Source organism: Streptomyces ambofaciens ATCC 23877, assembly GCF_001267885.1.
Lineage (GTDB): Bacteria > Actinomycetota > Actinomycetes > Streptomycetales > Streptomycetaceae > Streptomyces > Streptomyces ambofaciens.
In genome coordinates, this window is sequence record NZ_CP012382.1 from 5,973,526 (window position 1) to 5,989,548 (window position 16,023).

Annotated in this window: 14 protein-coding genes; 6 read left to right on the top strand and 8 right to left on the bottom strand. The window is 72.8% G+C overall.

Features of this window, described 5'->3' with window-relative positions:
• Positions 1-20: 20 nt before the first annotated feature.
• Positions 21-1,028: a glycosyl hydrolase gene (locus SAM23877_RS26590; RefSeq protein WP_079030445.1), complete on the bottom strand. Its 1,008-nt coding sequence runs from the start codon at positions 1,026-1,028 to the stop codon at positions 21-23.
• Between the two features lie 688 nt (positions 1,029-1,716).
• Here SAM23877_RS26590 and SAM23877_RS26595 point away from each other — a divergent pair.
• Positions 1,717-2,880, top strand: coding sequence for an IS701 family transposase (locus tag SAM23877_RS26595; protein WP_053138412.1), 1,164 nt, complete (start codon positions 1,717-1,719; stop codon positions 2,878-2,880).
• A gap of 263 nt (positions 2,881-3,143) precedes the next feature.
• Here the strand turns inward: SAM23877_RS26595 and SAM23877_RS26600 are convergent, their stop codons facing one another.
• Complete coding sequence (locus tag SAM23877_RS26600) at positions 3,144-3,764, bottom strand: dTDP-4-dehydrorhamnose 3,5-epimerase family protein (RefSeq protein ID WP_053138415.1); 621 nt, start codon at positions 3,762-3,764, stop codon at positions 3,144-3,146.
• A gap of 49 nt (positions 3,765-3,813) precedes the next feature.
• Positions 3,814-5,031, bottom strand: coding sequence for a macrolide family glycosyltransferase (locus tag SAM23877_RS26605; protein WP_063483317.1), 1,218 nt, complete (start codon positions 5,029-5,031; stop codon positions 3,814-3,816).
• A 249-nt stretch (positions 5,032-5,280) separates the two neighbouring features.
• Here SAM23877_RS26605 and SAM23877_RS26610 point away from each other — a divergent pair, with 249 nt between their 5' ends.
• The 5 genes from SAM23877_RS26610 (at position 5,281) to SAM23877_RS26630 (ending at position 10,002) form a co-directional block, all read left to right on the top strand.
• Positions 5,281-6,147, top strand: coding sequence for a 3-hydroxyacyl-CoA dehydrogenase family protein (locus tag SAM23877_RS26610; RefSeq protein WP_053138421.1), 867 nt, complete (start codon positions 5,281-5,283; stop codon positions 6,145-6,147).
• Positions 6,144-6,455, top strand: a complete 312-nt coding sequence (locus SAM23877_RS26615) for an acyl carrier protein (RefSeq protein ID WP_053138424.1) — start codon at positions 6,144-6,146, stop codon at positions 6,453-6,455. Before SAM23877_RS26610 ends, SAM23877_RS26615 begins: the two co-directional genes overlap by 4 nt.
• Positions 6,448-7,569, top strand: coding sequence for an acyl-CoA dehydrogenase family protein (locus tag SAM23877_RS26620; protein ID WP_053138427.1), 1,122 nt, complete (start codon positions 6,448-6,450; stop codon positions 7,567-7,569). Before SAM23877_RS26615 ends, SAM23877_RS26620 begins: the two co-directional genes overlap by 8 nt.
• 88 nt (positions 7,570-7,657) lie before the next feature.
• Positions 7,658-8,773: an HAD-IIIC family phosphatase gene (locus SAM23877_RS26625; protein ID WP_053138430.1), complete on the top strand. Its 1,116-nt coding sequence runs from the start codon at positions 7,658-7,660 to the stop codon at positions 8,771-8,773.
• Positions 8,770-10,002, top strand: a complete 1,233-nt coding sequence (locus tag SAM23877_RS26630) for a class I SAM-dependent methyltransferase (protein ID WP_053138433.1) — start codon at positions 8,770-8,772, stop codon at positions 10,000-10,002. The genes SAM23877_RS26625 and SAM23877_RS26630 overlap by 4 nt, the downstream gene beginning before the upstream one ends.
• Positions 10,003-10,044: 42 nt before the next feature.
• On the opposite strand, the gene SAM23877_RS26635 is transcribed toward SAM23877_RS26630, so the two are convergent.
• From SAM23877_RS26635 to SAM23877_RS26655, 5 genes are all read right to left on the bottom strand, one after another.
• Positions 10,045-11,052 (bottom strand): aldo/keto reductase, encoded by a 1,008-nt coding sequence (locus SAM23877_RS26635; protein ID WP_053138436.1) that lies wholly within the window; start codon positions 11,050-11,052, stop codon positions 10,045-10,047.
• Positions 11,049-12,041, bottom strand: a complete 993-nt coding sequence (locus SAM23877_RS26640) for an NAD-dependent epimerase/dehydratase family protein (RefSeq protein WP_235614616.1) — start codon at positions 12,039-12,041, stop codon at positions 11,049-11,051. The genes SAM23877_RS26635 and SAM23877_RS26640 overlap by 4 nt, the downstream gene beginning before the upstream one ends.
• A 1-nt stretch (position 12,042) precedes the next feature.
• Positions 12,043-13,221: a nucleotide disphospho-sugar-binding domain-containing protein gene (locus SAM23877_RS26645; protein WP_053138443.1), complete on the bottom strand. Its 1,179-nt coding sequence runs from the start codon at positions 13,219-13,221 to the stop codon at positions 12,043-12,045.
• 116 nt (positions 13,222-13,337) lie between these two features.
• Positions 13,338-14,609: an activator-dependent family glycosyltransferase gene (locus SAM23877_RS26650; protein ID WP_053138447.1), complete on the bottom strand. Its 1,272-nt coding sequence runs from the start codon at positions 14,607-14,609 to the stop codon at positions 13,338-13,340.
• 56 nt (positions 14,610-14,665) lie between these two features.
• The gene (locus SAM23877_RS26655; protein ID WP_053138450.1) at positions 14,666-15,904 is read right to left on the bottom strand and encodes a cytochrome P450 family protein; all 1,239 of its coding nucleotides are present in this window, start codon (positions 15,902-15,904) and stop codon (positions 14,666-14,668) included.
• Positions 15,905-16,023 lie beyond the last annotated feature (119 nt).

Below are 16,023 nucleotides of genomic sequence, written 5' to 3' on the forward strand. Positions count from 1 at the left end.
GAGCCGGGCAGCGCCGAGCGTCAGGGCAGTGCGACCTCCCCCTGGTTCAGTACACGGGGGTGGAAATACGCCGTCTGTATTTCGGCGTTGGAATTGTTCCCGCGCAGATGCTCGGACCACATCATGAACCATGTCCACCGCGTCTGGCTGTCCAGCAGCGCGGCGGTCGGCATTTTGCCCAGCTCCGCGAGGGCCATGGGTTTTGTTCCCGCGATGCTCCGCATCTGCTGGTAGTCGGCGGAACTCGGGTGGCTCTTGTACCAGACGTCCAGCGAAACGACGTCCACGTACTGATCTCCCGGATAGTAGCTGTTCCAGTTTCCCGCCGGATTGTCCTGGACGTTCCAGACCCAGATCAGATTGTCCAGCCCTTTCGTCCCGGCGAGGTGATCGCGGGTGATCTGGTAGAGGCGTGCGCTGCCGTTCGCTCCGGGCCGGTTTCCCCACCAGTTCCAGGATTCGTTCATCTCGTGCAGCGGCCGGAAGAGGACGGGGACGCCCGCGTTCTCCAGCTGCTGCAGGTACGGGACGACCTCGTCCAGGCGCCGCTTCCATGCGCTGTTCAGGGCACTGCCCTCCGTGAGGACCTGCGAGAACTGCGCGTTCGTCAGCGTGGACTTGACGCCGCCCTCGAACGCACAGGTGCTGCCGCCGGTCGGCGGGCAGACGTGCCAGGTGAGCGAGACCAGCGATCCGTTCGCCCACTCGGTCCTGGCCTGGTCGACGACGCGCTGGCGGCCGGCCACGTCCGCCGCGGCGAACATCAGGTCACCGCCCCACAGGCCGGGGTACTGCCCGGTGACGTCCTTGACCTGCTGGGTGTACTGGCCCGGGGCGGAGGCGGGCTCCTTGTTGTGCTGTCCGGAGACGATGTGATTCCCGGAAATGGCGCGGAGGTGGTTCAGTACCGTCTGCTTCGGGGTCGGGGGAAACGCTTGCGCGGATTGCGTCGACGGCCAGAGAAGGAAAGTCGTGGCGACGGTCACGAAGGCCATGACGAGCATGACGTGATGCCGAATTGCCTGCATGGGATTCCAAGCTCCTGGGGGTGAACTTGACAGGTGCCGTCAATGTGGCCGCTGCACCGGTGCGCGTCAATGGGTTGTTCTCCCTGGCAATCCGCTCGCGGAATTCTTTACTTAACTTTTCCTAAACACTGTCGCGAAGGTGGCGTCTTGTCCCGGATCTGCTCGCCAGGGGGTGCGGCTCAGTGGTGGAAAGCCAGGAGCTTGGCGATGCCGTTGCGCTGGATCTCGGAGGTGCCGGTGAGGACGCGGAACCTTTGCGGCATCGAGTTCCTCGCCGTCCCGTCCCGCGGCCCGGGATTCCGGGTCCGTCAAGAGGGCGTCGGCCCACAGGGTCGCGGGGGCGGGACGGCGGCCGGGCGGGGTCGGGGCGGGAGCGGGCGCGCGCGGAGTGACGTCTTTCTGACGGTCCGTCATTCAAGGAGGCCGTGCGGCGAAGGCATCATCACGGCATGTGGTCGAACGGACCCCGTCGGTGAGGGGTTGTGGGGCCCCGGCACCGCTACCGGCGCGCGTGCGGTGGGCTTCCCCCCCACCGTCCGGAGAGCGGGGAGTGCTCCACACGCGGGCCGTGCCGCCGGGGGAGCGAAGCGGAACGAGTGTGCCCGGTGTACCTGGGGAGCAACGGGTGAATTGGCGATGCTGGTCGCAGTCCACTCGCAGTGATGACGAGGCCCCCACGAGGACTCCTATGACCTTACGCACGCTTCGACCCGCCGGCGCGGCGCCCCCCGTGGGTCCCGCCGCGCGGCACGACTTCGACTCGCTCGTCTCCGACGCATGTGCGGAGTTACTCGGTTCGCTCCGCCGGGCGGACCAGCGCAGAAGAGGTGAGCAGTACATACGCGGGCTGCTCACGGCACAGGGACGCAAGACCGCCCGGAACCTCGCCGCCTTCGTCGGAGAGGGCGCGGCGGAACAGAGCCTGCACCACTTCGTCGCCGGGTCGACCTGGGACTGGGGCGAGGTGCGGGCCGCGCTGGCCCGCTACGTGGACGACAGGCTGACCCCCGACGCCTGGGTGATCTGGCCGATGGTGGTCTCCAAGGCGGGGGTGCGCTCCGTCGGGGTGAGCCGGCGCTTCGTCTCCGACCTGGGCCGGGTGGTGAGCTGCCAGCAGAGTCACGGGCTGTGGCTGGCCTCGGGCACGACGGCCGCCCCGGTCAGCTGGCGCCTGACGCTGGGCGGCGGCCGGAGCGGGGAGGGCACACCCCGGCACCCCGGCGCACCCGGTGAGGAGGAGAACATCGTCCGCCTGGTGGCCGAAGCCGCTCAGGCCAACCGCTCCTTGGCCCGCCCCGTGGTGATGGACGCACGCGCGGCCGTGCTGCCACGACTGGTGCGAGGGCTCGGTCTCGCGGGCCTGCCCTTCATGGTGCGGGTGGGCGGGAACCTCCGGCTGGCCTCGGCGAGCGGCCGCGGCCCGGTGGACCACCACACGGGGACCACCTCGGCCCAGCAGTTGATGGAGCAGCTCAAGCGGTTGAGCCGCCCCGTGGAGTTGCGGGGCTCCCTCAGCCTCGTCGCCCCGCACCCCGTCGTCCTGCCGGGTGTGGTCCCGAGGCGGACGCTGACGCTGCTGGGGGTGTGGCGGGGCAACCGCCGGCGCCCCGCCGACCTGTGGCTGACCGACCTCACGTCCTGGGACCGCGGCGCCCTGCTGCGGCTGGCGATGCTCACCGAACAGGTCGACGCCGACTTCGACCGGGTGAGCGTGGGCGTGGGCATGCGCGACTTCGAAGGACGGTCGTTCCAGGGCTGGCACCGGCACGTGACCCTGGCGTCCATCGCCCACACGCTGCGGCTGGCGCAGCCCTCCGCGCGCGGCGACCTCGGTGGGGCGACGGCGGTGTGACCCCGCCCCGCCCCGTCGCGGTCGGCCGGCCCGCCCGCCCGGCCGGCCGCGACGGGGGAGGAGCGTACGGGAGGGACGGCCGTCGCATGCGGACGTTCGCTTTCATCGGAACGGCCGTCCCGGTACCGGAAAAAGCGGAAAGGGCCGCAGCCTGTTTCTGCGGCCCTTTCCGCTCCTCGGACGCGCTCCGTCCACGGTTCGGGAAATCGAGTTCGGATTCGCGTCGGATTCGCGTCGGATGCGCGGCGGTCGTGTCCGTCGCGTCAGAGCCGAGTCCGGTCGGGAGGGGCGGGCACGGACGTGCGCACCCGTAAGCAGTCCTCGTACGTGGGCAGAATTCCCGCCGCCGCGGCCGCCCGCAGGGACGGCGCCGCCGCGTCCCGGGCGGAGCGGACGGGATCCCCGGTCAGTCCCCACGGCAGGCCGAGTTCGGGGTCCAGGGCGTCCACGTCGATGACCATGCCCGGGACGTACTCCTCGGTGCACAGGTAGTTCATGCATGTGTCGTCCGCGAGGGCCACGTAGCCCAGGCCGATGCCGTCCGGCAGGTAGAGCGCGGTGCCCGACGGGGCATCCTGCCGCACCGCCTCGTACCGTCCGAAGCCCGGTGACCCGACCCTCATGTCGACCACCATAGTCAGCGCCGCACCCCGCACACAGGTGAGGATCTTGGCCTGGCCCGGCGGCAGGGTGGTGGCGTGCAGGCCGCGCAGTACGTTGCGCCCGGAGACGGTGCAGTGGACCTGCCGGACCTCGACCGAGTGCCCGACGGCGGCCTCCAGCGGCCCGCGGCGCACCGCTTCGTAGAACCGGCCCCGGTGGTCCGGCAGCGGTTCCGGATCGATGCGGAACACGTCGGGCACTGCTGTTTCGGTGATGAGCATGGGGCGATCCCGCCGTTCGGAAGGTGAACGCGTGTCGGGCGCGGACGTCTCAGCCCACCCGGGGCAGCAGTCCCTCGATCGCGTCGGCCGCCGCGGGCGCCCCGCCGGCCGCCCTGATCTGCTCCCGGAACCCGCGCATGTTCCCCGGGATCGCGGAGTCCGCCAGCACCCGCCGTACCGTGGCACGCAGGGACTCGGCCGTCAGCTCCGAGTTCAGCAGCTGGTCGCCCAGGCCCAGTTCGACGATCCGCCGCGCGGTGGCCCGGGGCTCCGGCATCACCGGGATCGCCACCACCGGCACACCGTGCGAGAACACCTCCATGGCGGTGCTCATCCCACCGTGGTTCACCACCACCGCCGTGTGCGGCAGGACGTCGCGCAGCGACACGAAGTCGGTCACCCGGACATTGCCGGGAAGCGGGCCCAGGTCGGCCGCGGGCACCCCGCCGCCCAGCACCAGAAGCACGTTCCAGGGCTCGTCGCCGAACGCCTCCAGGCAGGTGCGGAAGAAGTCCGGCCGGTCGTTGTACAGGGTTCCGAGACTCACCAGCACCAGGGGCCGGCCGTCGTCGTCCCCCGGCCTCCACTCGCCGTGGAACGCGGTGCGGGGCGGGCAGGGGCCGACGAAGTGGTGCTGTGCGTCGAAGGTCTCGCCCGCGTACTGGAACGAGCGGGGCATGTACAGCAGGGCCGGACCGCCGTGCAGGACCCCGGTGAAGCCGGCCAGGTCGTGCTCGACGCCCTGCTCCTCCAGCAGCCGCTCGATCCGCGCGAGCAGCTTGTGCAGCTCGGGGTCGTCCGGCGGCTCGGCCGAGTCGACCGGCGGATGCAGCGACCAGTGTTCGTTGGCGGCATAGGTCGGAGTGCTGCGGATGACCGGGATGCCCCACCGGTCCGCCAGCAGCCGTCCCGTCCACAGCGACGACGGATCGTTGACGACGACGTCGGGCCGGTCCCCGGCGAAGTGCCTCTCCAGCGGTTCCATGGTCTGCACCGTCATGTCCAGCAGCCACTCCAGGACCCGGACGAACTCGTCCTCGTCCGTGTACTCGTCCGCGTCCTGCCGCGGCACCATCTGGTCCAGGAACCGTTGCCTGTCCACCGGATAGGTGACCACCTCGGCGCCGATCAGCCGGGCCCGCTCGGCGAGGTCCTCGGACAGCGCGAACGTCACCCGGTGGCCGCGCGCGACCAGTTCCTCGGCGACTCCCAGGGTCGGATTCACATGCCCGGCAACCGGAAGGATGAAGAATGCGATATGAGCCATGTGAAACCCTTCATGCGTCGAGGTCCTTCGAACCGCGGGTCCTTGACGGACGGCGAGTCAATTCCGCCGTGCGTTCGCCGGGCGCACTTTAAGGACGGAACTCGTAAGCGGACAAGGCCGAGATGACATAGCCTCCGCCCGGCCTCCCACCGCTTGCTAGGTGACAAAGTCACGCCCGGGTGATGGAGCGCGGAAGCGATTCGGGACAGCATTTCGCACAGCCGCCGCCCCCGGGATTCTGGAGGATCCGTGCCCGATTCCAAGGAAAATTCTCCGCTCGTCGTGCTCGGCGCGGGCGTCATGGGCACGGCCATCGCGGCACTCGCCGTCGGACACGGGCACCCGGTCACACTGGTCGACACCTCCGCCGGGGCGCGCGCGGCCGCCCCCGACGCGGTCGCGCTGCATCTGCGGACGGCCCGGCTGATGGGCGCGCTGCCCCACGACCGCCCGCCCGGGGAGCTGACCGTCGAGGAGGCGCCGGCCGCCGTCGCCACCGCGACCGCCGTGATCGAGGCCGTCACCGAGGACCCCGAGCGGAAGGCCGAGGTGCTGGCGGACCTGGCGTCCGTGGCGCGCCCGGGGACGCTGCTCGTCAGCAACACCTCGGGCGTCCCCATCGACGAGCTGGCCGACGCCGTCCCCCGCCCCGAGGACCTCGTCGGCGTGCACTTCATGAACCCCGCGTACGTGATCCCCACGGTCGAGGTGGTCCTCGGACCGCGCAGCGGAGAGGCGGCCGCCCGGGCCACCCGGGACCTGCTGTCCGGCCTGGGCCGCCGGGGCATCGTCGTCGGCGACGGCGCCGGCTTCGTGACCAGCCGCCTGCTGCACCGGATGCTGAACGACGCCATCGCGGTGGTGCACGAGGGCCGGGCCACCCCGGAGACCGTGGACGCGCTGATGCGCGACTGCATCGGCCACCGCACCGGACCCCTGGCCACGGCCGACCTGATCGGACTGGACAACCTGGCCGACTCGCTGCGGGTGATGCACGAACGGACCGGCGATCCGGCGCTCCGCCCGAGCGAGCTGCTGCTGGACAAGGTCCGCCAGGGCCTGCTCGGCCGCAAGAGCGGCCGGGGATTCTACGACTACCAGGAGGCCACGCGATGACCACGACGTCCGGTCGGCCCGACCCCACCGGCACGACCCCCACCGCCGACGAGGTCGCCGGGGAACTGCTCGGGTTCCTCGAGGACCGCACCAAGACCACCTGGGAGCGCGACCAGGACCTGTTCGCCGTCGGCGGGATGTCCTCGCTGTTCGCCATGCAGCTCGTCGTGCACCTGGAGAAGACCTACGGCATCGTCATCAGCGGCGCCGACCTGATGCTCGACAACTTCCGCACCGTCGACGCGATGGTCCGGCTGGTCGGACGGCTGGCCGCGCCCGGCGAGGCGACCGGGCACGCAGGTGGCTGACACCTCCCACGCCGACGGCACCGAGGCCGAGGAGCTGTTCACCGCGCTGGTCGGCGACCGGGCGGCCGAGTGGGACCGGACGGGCGAGCTGCCCCTCGGCCTGCTGCACGACCTCGGCTCCCGGGGCCTGCTGTGCGCACAGGCGCCCGCGGTCCACGGCGGCCTCGGCTGGACCAGCCGGCGCAACGGCGAACTCACCGCGCACGTCGGCGCCCTCTGCAGCTCGTTGCGGAGCGTCATGACCTCGCAGGGCATGGCCGCCTGGACGCTGCGCCGGCTCGCCGGAGCGGACCAGCAGGCCTCCCTGGTGCCCCGGTTGACCGGCGGCGAACTGGCCGCCGTGGCGTTCACCGAGGCCGGCGCCGGCAGCGACCTGTCCGCCCTGCGCACCCGCATCACCTCCGACGGCGACGAAGTCGTCGTCGACGGCGTCAAGGTGTGGGCGACCAACGCCGCGTACGCGGACCTGCTGGTGGTCTTCGGCCGCACGGAGCAGGGCGCGGGCGCCGTCGTGGTGCCCGCCTCGGCCCCCGGCGTACGCGTCGAGCGCATCACCGACGCGCACGGCTGCCGCGCGGCCGGACACGCCGACATCCACCTGGACGGGGTCCGGCTGCCGGCCGACGCCCTGCTCCAGGGCCACGACCGCACCCCCGCCCTGCTGGTCACCACCGCGCTGAGCTACGGCCGGATGTCGGTGGCCTGGGGCTCCCTGGGCATCCTGCGCGCCTGCCTGGCCGCCGCCGCACGTCACGCCGGCGGACGGGAGCAGTTCGGCACGCGGCTCTCGGACCACCAGCTCGTCGCCCGGCACCTCGCCGAACTGTTCGTCGCCGAACAGCACGCCGCCCGGGCGTGCGAGCACGCCAGCGCCCAGTGGGACGAGGGCAGCCCCGACATGGTGGTCGCCGCCGTCCTGGCCAAGCACGTCGCGGCCACCGGCGCCGCACGCGGGGCCGAACGGGCCGTGCAGGTGCTGGCGTCGGCCGGGGCGCGGGAGGGACACGTCGTCGCACGGGCGCACCGCGACGCCAAGCTCATGGAGATCATCGAGGGCAGCAACGAGATCTGCGAACTGGTCCTGGCCCGGCACGTGATGTCCGCGGCCGGGTGAACCGGCCCGTGTCCCCGCCGGCCGCGGGCCGCGTACGCCCTGTCGAGGAGTCGCGGTCGCAACCGCCGTATCGAGAGAAGGGAACGACGTGCACCGGGACAACGCCGCCGAGCCGTTGGTCAAATGCCTGGTCTGGGACCTGGACAACACCCTCTGGCAGGGCACCCTCCTCGAGGAGGACGAGGTCCGGCTCGCCCCGGACGTCCTGCGGACCATCACCGAGCTGGACGCGCGCGGCATCCTGCAGGCGGTGGCCAGCAAGAACGACCACGATCACGCCTGGGCGAAGCTCGAACAGCTCGGCGTCGCCGAGTACTTCGTGCTCCCGAGGATCGGCTGGGGCCCGAAGTCGAAGTCGGTCCGCGAGATCGCCGACCGGCTGAACTTCGCGCCGAGCACCCTCGCCTTCATCGACGACCAGCCCTTCGAACGGGCCGAGGTCACCCACGAACTGCCGGAGGTCCGCACCTACGCCGCCGAGCAGGCGACCCGGCTGACCGGCCTCCCGGAGTTCAGCCCGGGCACCGTCACCGTCGACTCGACCCGCCGCCGCTCCATGTACCAGGCGTCCTTCCGCCGGGACGCCGAGCGGTCCGACTTCACCGGACCCGACGCGGACTTCCTGCGCTCGCTGGACATCCGGATGCGGATCAGCCGCGCCACGCCCCTGGAGCTGTCGCGGGTCGAGGAACTGACCCTGCGCACCAGCCAGATGAACGCCACCGGAGTGCACTACTCCGAGGACGAGCTGCGCGCCCTCATCGACGACCCCGACCACGAGGTGCTGGTCACCACCGTCACCGATCGCTTCGGTCCCTACGGCGCGGTCGGCGTCGTGCTGCTGCGGCGCGGCCCCGAGGCCTGGCGGATCAAGCTGCTGGCCACCTCGTGCCGGGTGGTGTCGCTGGGGGCCGGCACGGTGATCCTGCGCTGGCTGACGGACCAGGCGCACCGGGCCGGGGTGCACCTCGGAGCCGACTTCCGGGCCACCGAACGCAACCGGATGATGGAAGTGGCCTACCGCTTCGCCGGATTCACCGACGATCCCTGCCCGTGCCAGGACGCCTCCGCCGCCACCGGCGCGATCGGCCGCCTGCACCTGGTGCCGTCCCCCCGGCCCGCCCCCGACACCCTCCGTCTGGAAGCTCCCGACCTGGCCACGGGCCGGCGGCGCCCCGGCCAGGATCCCGAAAGGACCCCATGATTGCCACCGCGTGCCGCGTCTGCGGCAACAAGGAGCTGCTCTCCGTACTCGACCTGGGCGAACAGGCGCTCACCGGGGTGTTCCCGGCCGACCGCGACGAGGTCGTGCCGTCGGTCCCGCTGGAACTCGTCGCGTGTTCCCCGGCCGGATGCGGCCTCGTGCAACTGCGCCACACCCCCGACCCGGACCTCATGTACGGCGAGGGCTACGGCTACCGCTCGGGCATCCGGCCCTTCATGGTCGACCACCTGCATGGCAAGGTCGCCGCCGTCCGCCGGCTGGTGGACCTCGGCCCGGACGACCTGGTCCTCGACATCGGCAGCAACGACGCCACGCTCCTCAAGGGCTACCCCGCCGACGGCCCGCGACTGGTCGGCATCGACCCGACCGGCGGCAAGTTCCGCGACCTGTACCCGCCGAACGCCGAGTTGGTCGTGGACTACTTCACCCGCGCGACCTTCGAGAACCGCTTCGGGGCGCGGCGGGCGAAGGCCGTCACCTCCATCGCGATGTTCTACGACCTGCCGGACCCGCTGCGCTTCATGAGCGACGTCCGCGACGTCCTCGCCGAGGACGGCGTCTGGATGATGGAGCAGAGCTACCTGCCCGCCATGCTCGAAGCCGACGCGTACGACATCGTCTGCCACGAGCACCTGGAGTACTACGCGCTGCGCCAGATCGAGTGGATGGCGGAACGCGTCGGCCTCACCGTCATCCGGGCCGAGCTCACCGAGGTGTACGGCGGCAGCCTGTGCGTCACGCTCGCCAGGACCGGTTCCCGGCACCCGAGGGACGAGGCGGGCCTGGCCCGCATCCGGGCCGCCGAGGCCGCCGCGGGACTGGACGGCATGGCACCGTTCGAGGCCTTCGCCCGCCGCGTCGCCGACCAGCGGGACGCCCTGCGCGGCTTCCTGGACCGCTCCCGCCAAGAGGGCCTGCTGACCCTCGGGTACGGCGCCTCCACCAAGGGCAACGTCATCCTCCAGTACTGCGGGATCACCGAACGGGACCTGCCGTGCATCGGCGAGGTGAGCGAGGAGAAGGCGGGGCGTTTCACCCCCGGGACGGGCATCCCCATCGTGTCCGAGGAGGACGCGAAGGCGCAGAAGCCGGACCAGTTGCTGGTCCTGCCCTGGATCTACCGGGACGGGTTCGTCGAACGGGAGCGGGAGTTCCTCGACGGCGGCGGCCGACTGGTCTTCCCGCTGCCCGCGCTCGACGTCGTGTGACCGGCGGCATCGGCCGGCGTGACGTCGGCCGATGCACCCCCTTCAGCTGATCCACGCGTCCGGCGCCCGGCCGCCCTTGCCCAGGGGCGGGAAGATGGCGTCCAGCTCGGCCAGTTCGGCCTCCCCGAGGACCAGGTCCAGGGACCGCAGCGCCGAGTCCAGCTGGTCCACCGTGCGCGGACCGATCACCGCGCCGCTGATCCCCGGCCGGGACAGCACCCAGGCCAGACCGACCTCGGCCGGATCCGCGCCGATCCGGCCGCAGAACCCCTCGTACGCCTCGATCGTCGCGCGCAGCTCGGGCAGCAGCAGCTGGGCCCGCCCCTGTGCCGACTTCACCGCGACGCCCGCCGCGAGCTTGCGCAGCACCCCGCTGAGCAGCCCGCCGTGCAGCGGCGACCAGGCGAACACGCCCAGTCCGTACGCCTGGGCGGCCGGCAGCAGTTCCAGCTCGGCGTGGCGCACCGCCAGGTTGTACAGGCACTGCTCGGACACCAGACCGAGGGACTGGCGCCGCCGGGCCGCGTCCTGCGCGGCGGCGACGTTCCAGCCGGCGAAGTTCGACGACCCCACGTAGGTCACCTTGCCGCTCGCCACCAGACGGTCCATCGCCTGCCAGATCTCGTCCCACGGCGCGGCGTGGTCGACGCGGTGCATCTGGTACAGGTCGATGTGGTCCACGCCCAGGCGCCGCAGCGACTGCTCGCAGGCCGTGACGATGTGCCGCGCCGACAGGCCGCCGTCGTTGAGCCGTTCGCTCATGTCCCCGCCGACCTTGGTGGCCAGCAGGACGTCCTCCCGCCGCGCGGCGCTCTTGGCCAGCCACCGGCCCACCAGTTCCTCGGTGTGGCCCTTGTGGATCCGCCAGCCGTAGATGTCCGCGGTGTCGATGCAGTTGATGCCGCGGTCGACCGCCGCCTCCATCAGCTGCATCGCGTCACCGTCCTCGACCCGGCCGCTGAAGTTCACGGTGCCCAGCCAGAGCCGGCTCACCAGGGTCGCGCTGCGACCGAGCCGCGTGTGCGCGGCCTGCTCCCGGTCCGTGCTCACGTTCGGATCCCACCCCTCGCTCCGTCGGCCACCATCGTCTCCACCACGGCGCCGAGCCCCGCCCGCAACGGAACGAGGGGAGACCACCCGGTCACCGCGCGGAACGCGGAGGGGTCACAGACCGCGCTCTCGAAGTCGCCCGCCTCGGCATGGTCGGGCGGCTCCGTGGAGACCACCGGTACGGGGGGCCTCCCCGTCCGCTCGGCCACCAGCCCGGCGAGGGCCGAGAACACCTCTCCCAAGGGCTCCAGCCGGCCCGTACCGACGGACCACGTGCCGCCGTCCAGCCGCTCCACGTGACCGAGCGCCGCCGCGAAGGCGCGGGCCGCGTCCTCCACGTGGAGCAGATCGCGCCCGACCGTGCCGTCGTGCCACATCGTGACCGGCTCGCCCGAGACGGCCTGCCGTGCCACCGACGCGACCACCCCGCGGCCCGTCCACCCGGTCAGCGGGCTGCGCCCGTAGACGGTCGGCAGCCGCAGCACGACGCCGCGGACCACCTCCTCGGAGGCGGCCCGCAGCAGGACCTCCTCGGCCGCCGACTTCTGCCGGGCGTACGGGCCCTGCCGGGACAGCTCGACGCCGGCCTGGAGGGTACTGGCCAGGACCACGGCCGGGGCGGGCCCCGAGCGGTCCCGGAACGCGTCGGCCACGTCGCGCAGCAGACCGACGTTCACCCGCAGCGACCGCTCGTCGGCCGCGCGCCACGACCGCGCGCCGCCGATGTGGGCGGCGAGGTGCACGACGGCGTCCGCCCCCTCGACGGCGGCCCCGACCTCGTCCGGCCGGGCGAGGTCCGCCCGGCGGACCTCGACGGCGGCCCGTGCCCCCGCGGGAACGGGGGTCTCGCGCCGGGCCACCGCCCGCAGCCGCACCGGCATGCGCGCCAGCTCGGCGACCAGGGCGGACCCGATGAAGCCGGACGCGCCGACCACCGTGATCAGCGGCCCGCGCGGATCGTTCGAACGGTTGAGTACTTCCAGATTCACGTCACACCGCATCCTCGTTCGGGTAACTCCGCGGCATGTCCGGCCCGGGCCCCGGGTGTTCCAGGAGTCCGACCGCCGCCGACGGCGACGGCAGCAGCGCCATCTCCTCGGCGAGCCCGGCTGCCGCCTTGGCATACAGGGCGTTCTCCAGCACTTCGGCGCACCCCGCGGCCACGGCCGCGGGAGTGGCCCGGGACGGCGGTACGAGCAGGGCCGCCCCCGCCGCCGCCAGTGCCCGCGCGTTGTCGAACTGGTCGTCGAGCCGCGCCATGACGACCTGCGGCCGACCCGCGGCCAGCGCGGTCAGGGACGTGCCCTGCCCGCCGTGGTGCACCACCGCGTCGCACGCGGGCAGCACCTCCGCCAGCGGCAGCCGGCCGGCGTACCGCACCGCGGAGGGCAGCGGCGGCCACCGCGCGACGACGTCGTCGTCGACCGCCACGAGCAGTTCGCAGTCCCCTCCGCGGGTCTCCGCCACCAGCTCCGTCAGGAAGTCGGCCATCCCGGCGGCGCCGTACCGGGGCAGCATGGTGCCGAGCGTCACGCAGATCCGCGGCCCGCGACCGCGCGTGAACGCCCAGTCGGGGACGGGGGCGTCCCCGTGGGCCGGTACGTGCCGGACCCCGTCGTGGGCGACCGCGTCCGGCCGGCGCAGCGACACCGGCCACGGATCGAGCACGCGCGCCGCCTCCGGGAACCGGTCGAGGCCGAGCGCCGCCAGCTCGGGCGCGAACTCGGCCTCGGCCGCTCGCCGGTACTCCTCCAGGGACGAGACCGACCAGTGGTAGCGGACCCACGGGACCCCGAGGGCCGCCGCGACCAGCGGCCCGGCGAACTCGGCCCGTTCGCTGACGATCAGATCCGGCCGCCAGGCGTCCGCCAGCCGCCGCACCCCCGCCAGACTGCCCCGGGCGACGCGCGCCAGCGCCCCGCTCAGGACCCCCCGGGCCTCCGCCGCTCCGCGGGGCCGCGCGAGCGCCCCCGCCTCGGCCGCGCCCGCCAGGTCCGCGGCGGGCGGCCCGCACGAGGCGGACGGCAGCCCCGACCGCAGGGCGACCGGCACGAAGTCCTCCCGGGTCGCCACCAGTACCTCGTGGCCGGCCGCCCGCAGGGCCCACGCGATGGGCACCAGCGGAAGCAGGTGGCCCGCGAGCGGCGCGGTCGTGAAGAGGGCCCGCATCAGCACTCCAGTGTCGGGCGCGGACAGGCGAACCGGTCCACGGCTGAGTCGACGAGATCGATCACACGCGAGAGTCGGGTCGGGCGGTCACCGCCGGCACGGGCCCGCGCGCCGGTTCAACACGCCCGGCGGTGCTGGGCCGTGAGGCGCTCCAGGGTCGGCACGATCCCGGCCGGGCTGGGCATGGCCCGCATCCGCTCCTTCAGCCGCCGCGCGCCGTCGCGGAACCGCGGCTCCTCGAGCAGGCGCACCAGCGCGCTCCTCAGCGACGCGCCGGTCACCTCCTCCGGAGCGAAGGTGAGGGCGGCGGAGTTCTGCGCGAACATGTGCTGCCGTACGGCGGCGTCCAGGATGCCGCCGAGGATGATCTGCGGCACCCCGTGCAGCGCGGCGGTGTTGCACGTGCCCGAACCGCTGTGGTTGATGATCGCCGAGCACGTCGGCAGCAACGCGTCCATGGGCACGAAGTCGACGATGCGCGTGTTGTCCGGGATCCTCGGCAGCAGGTCCCGCTGGGCGTCGTCCAGGGTCGCCACCAGCTCGATGTCGAGATCGGCCAGCGCCTCGATGAACCTCTGCACCGGGACCTCGTCCTCACTGTGCTCCCGCGAGGACACCCCCAGGGTCAGGCAGACCCGAGGCCGTTTCGGTTCCTCGGTCAGCCAGTCGGGGATCACCGCCGACCCGTTGTACGGGGTGTAGCGCATCGGGACGGTCGGCAGGTCGAGGCCCAGACTGACGCCCTCCGCCATCGGGTCCACGCTCCACTGACCGAGCACGTCCTCCTCCCGGAAGTCGCACCCGTAGCGCGCCAGGGCCCAGGTCATCCACTCCGCGACCGGGTCGTCCCGGTGCTCCTCGGGCTGACGCGCCTGGGCCTGAAGGAACTTCGTCCGCAGCAGCCCGATCGTGTCCGGCCCCCACAGGACGCGGGCGTGCGCGGCCCCGCACGCCCGGGCCGCCACCGGCCCCGCATAGGTGAACGGCTCCCACAGCACCAGGTCGGGCTTCCAGGCCCGGGCGAAGTCGACGATGCTGTCGAGGGTCGTGGCGCCGTTGAGCGGTTCCAGCCACAGGCCGGACAGGATCACCTGCTGGGCGAGCAGCTTCTCCCAGTCCAGCTCGTCCTTCAGGGTGCCGAAGAAGTCGAACTCGTCGATGCCGTGCTGATACGGCTGGAGATCGCCCTCGACCTCCTCGAAGATCTGCGCCAGCGACTCCTCCTCGGCCAGGGCGAACGCCGGGATGCCGCTGGCGGTGATGGCGTCGACCAGCGACGGCTGGCCGGCCGCCACCACCTCGTGCCCCGAGGCACGCAGAGCCCAGATCAGCGGTACCAGGTGGTAGTAGTGCGTGTGGTGCGGGATGGAGGTCACCAGGACGCGCACGGCACTCCTTTCATGAAACGTCGTGGGGGACTGAGGGGACGCCGGCCGCGGGCCCGTCAGGAGTACGCGACGGGGAACCGCGCGTACCTGCCGAGGACCGGGGAACGGCGCCACCGGACGATGTCGCCGTCCCGCCGCAGTCCCGGGGCGGCCTCGGCCAGCACGCCCAGCGCGGTCTCGGCGGCACGGCCGACGAACTCCCCGGACAGCGCGAACCACAGGTCGTCCGGCAGCTCCGCCGCCGGTGCGCCCGCCAGGTCCGCCGGCTCCGCGGCCGGGGCGCCCGCGCGCCGTGCCGCGCCCACGAGCACCACCACGTGGCTCCCGGCGGGCAGCGGACGATCCGCCACCGTCACGTCCTCGTGGGCCACCCGGCTCTCCAGCCGCACCGGGGGCGCGTGCCGCAGGGTGTGCCGGACCGCGGCCGGCGCCAGAGCGGGGGAGTCGCACAACCGCCGCCACCACTCGGGTCGGTCGAGCAGCAGCCGGACCGCTTCGCACACCAGGGTCGTCGTCGGTTCGACGGCCGAGAGCGCCAGGCACACGGCGGCGGCCACCGCGTCGTCGGGGGCGGCTCCGGCGCCGACCATGCGGGCCACCGCACCCTCGCCGGACCCGCCGGGACGCGCGGCGACCACCTCGTCCAACAGCGCGCGCAGCCCCTCGGCGGCCGAGTCCGCCGCACGGGTGGCCGCCAGCGTCTGCGGACACAGCAGACCGTCCAGCAGCGGCCCCGCCGCCCGCAGCGACTCCTCCCACTCGTCGCACCGTTCGCCCGGCACCCCGAGCCACGCGGCCAGGACCAATGCCGGCAGCCGGCGGGCGAAGTCCGCCGTCAGGTCGAGGCCGGAACCGCGGCCGGCGAGCAGCCGGCGCCCGACGTCCTCGCCGAGCCGGCGCCACGCGGCGGCGGCGTCCGCGCCCAGCACGGGCTCGGCCACCCGCCGCAGACGCGCGTACGCGGCGCGGTCCAGCCCCAGGTACGTGGCGGGCGACGGCTGGAGGTACTCCTCCGGGCGCCGTCCGGCGCGGTCCAGCGCACCGAAGCGCGAGTCGCCCAGCACGGCCGCGGCCACCTCCGGGTCCGCGGTCACCCAGGTCCCGGTACGGCTGCGGAACAGCGGCCCGCCCTCGCGGACCCGCTCCTCGTACACCGACGGGTCGTCGGTCTGACCGCGCAGGATGAGGGCGTACGGGTCACCGTGGTTGCCGAAATACCAGTGGACGCCGCGTATCCGGTGCAGTCTGCGCCCCAGTTCGCGGTCGGCCAGCTCGGTCGTGATCGCGTCCGTCACCCGCGTCTCCTCTCTCCAACGGCGTGCCCCGAGGGCCGCTTCGGACCGGCGTCGCGGTCACCGCGGGCGCCGCGCTCACCTAACCCGGGCGGCCACCGCCCCGTCCACAGATTGGTCGG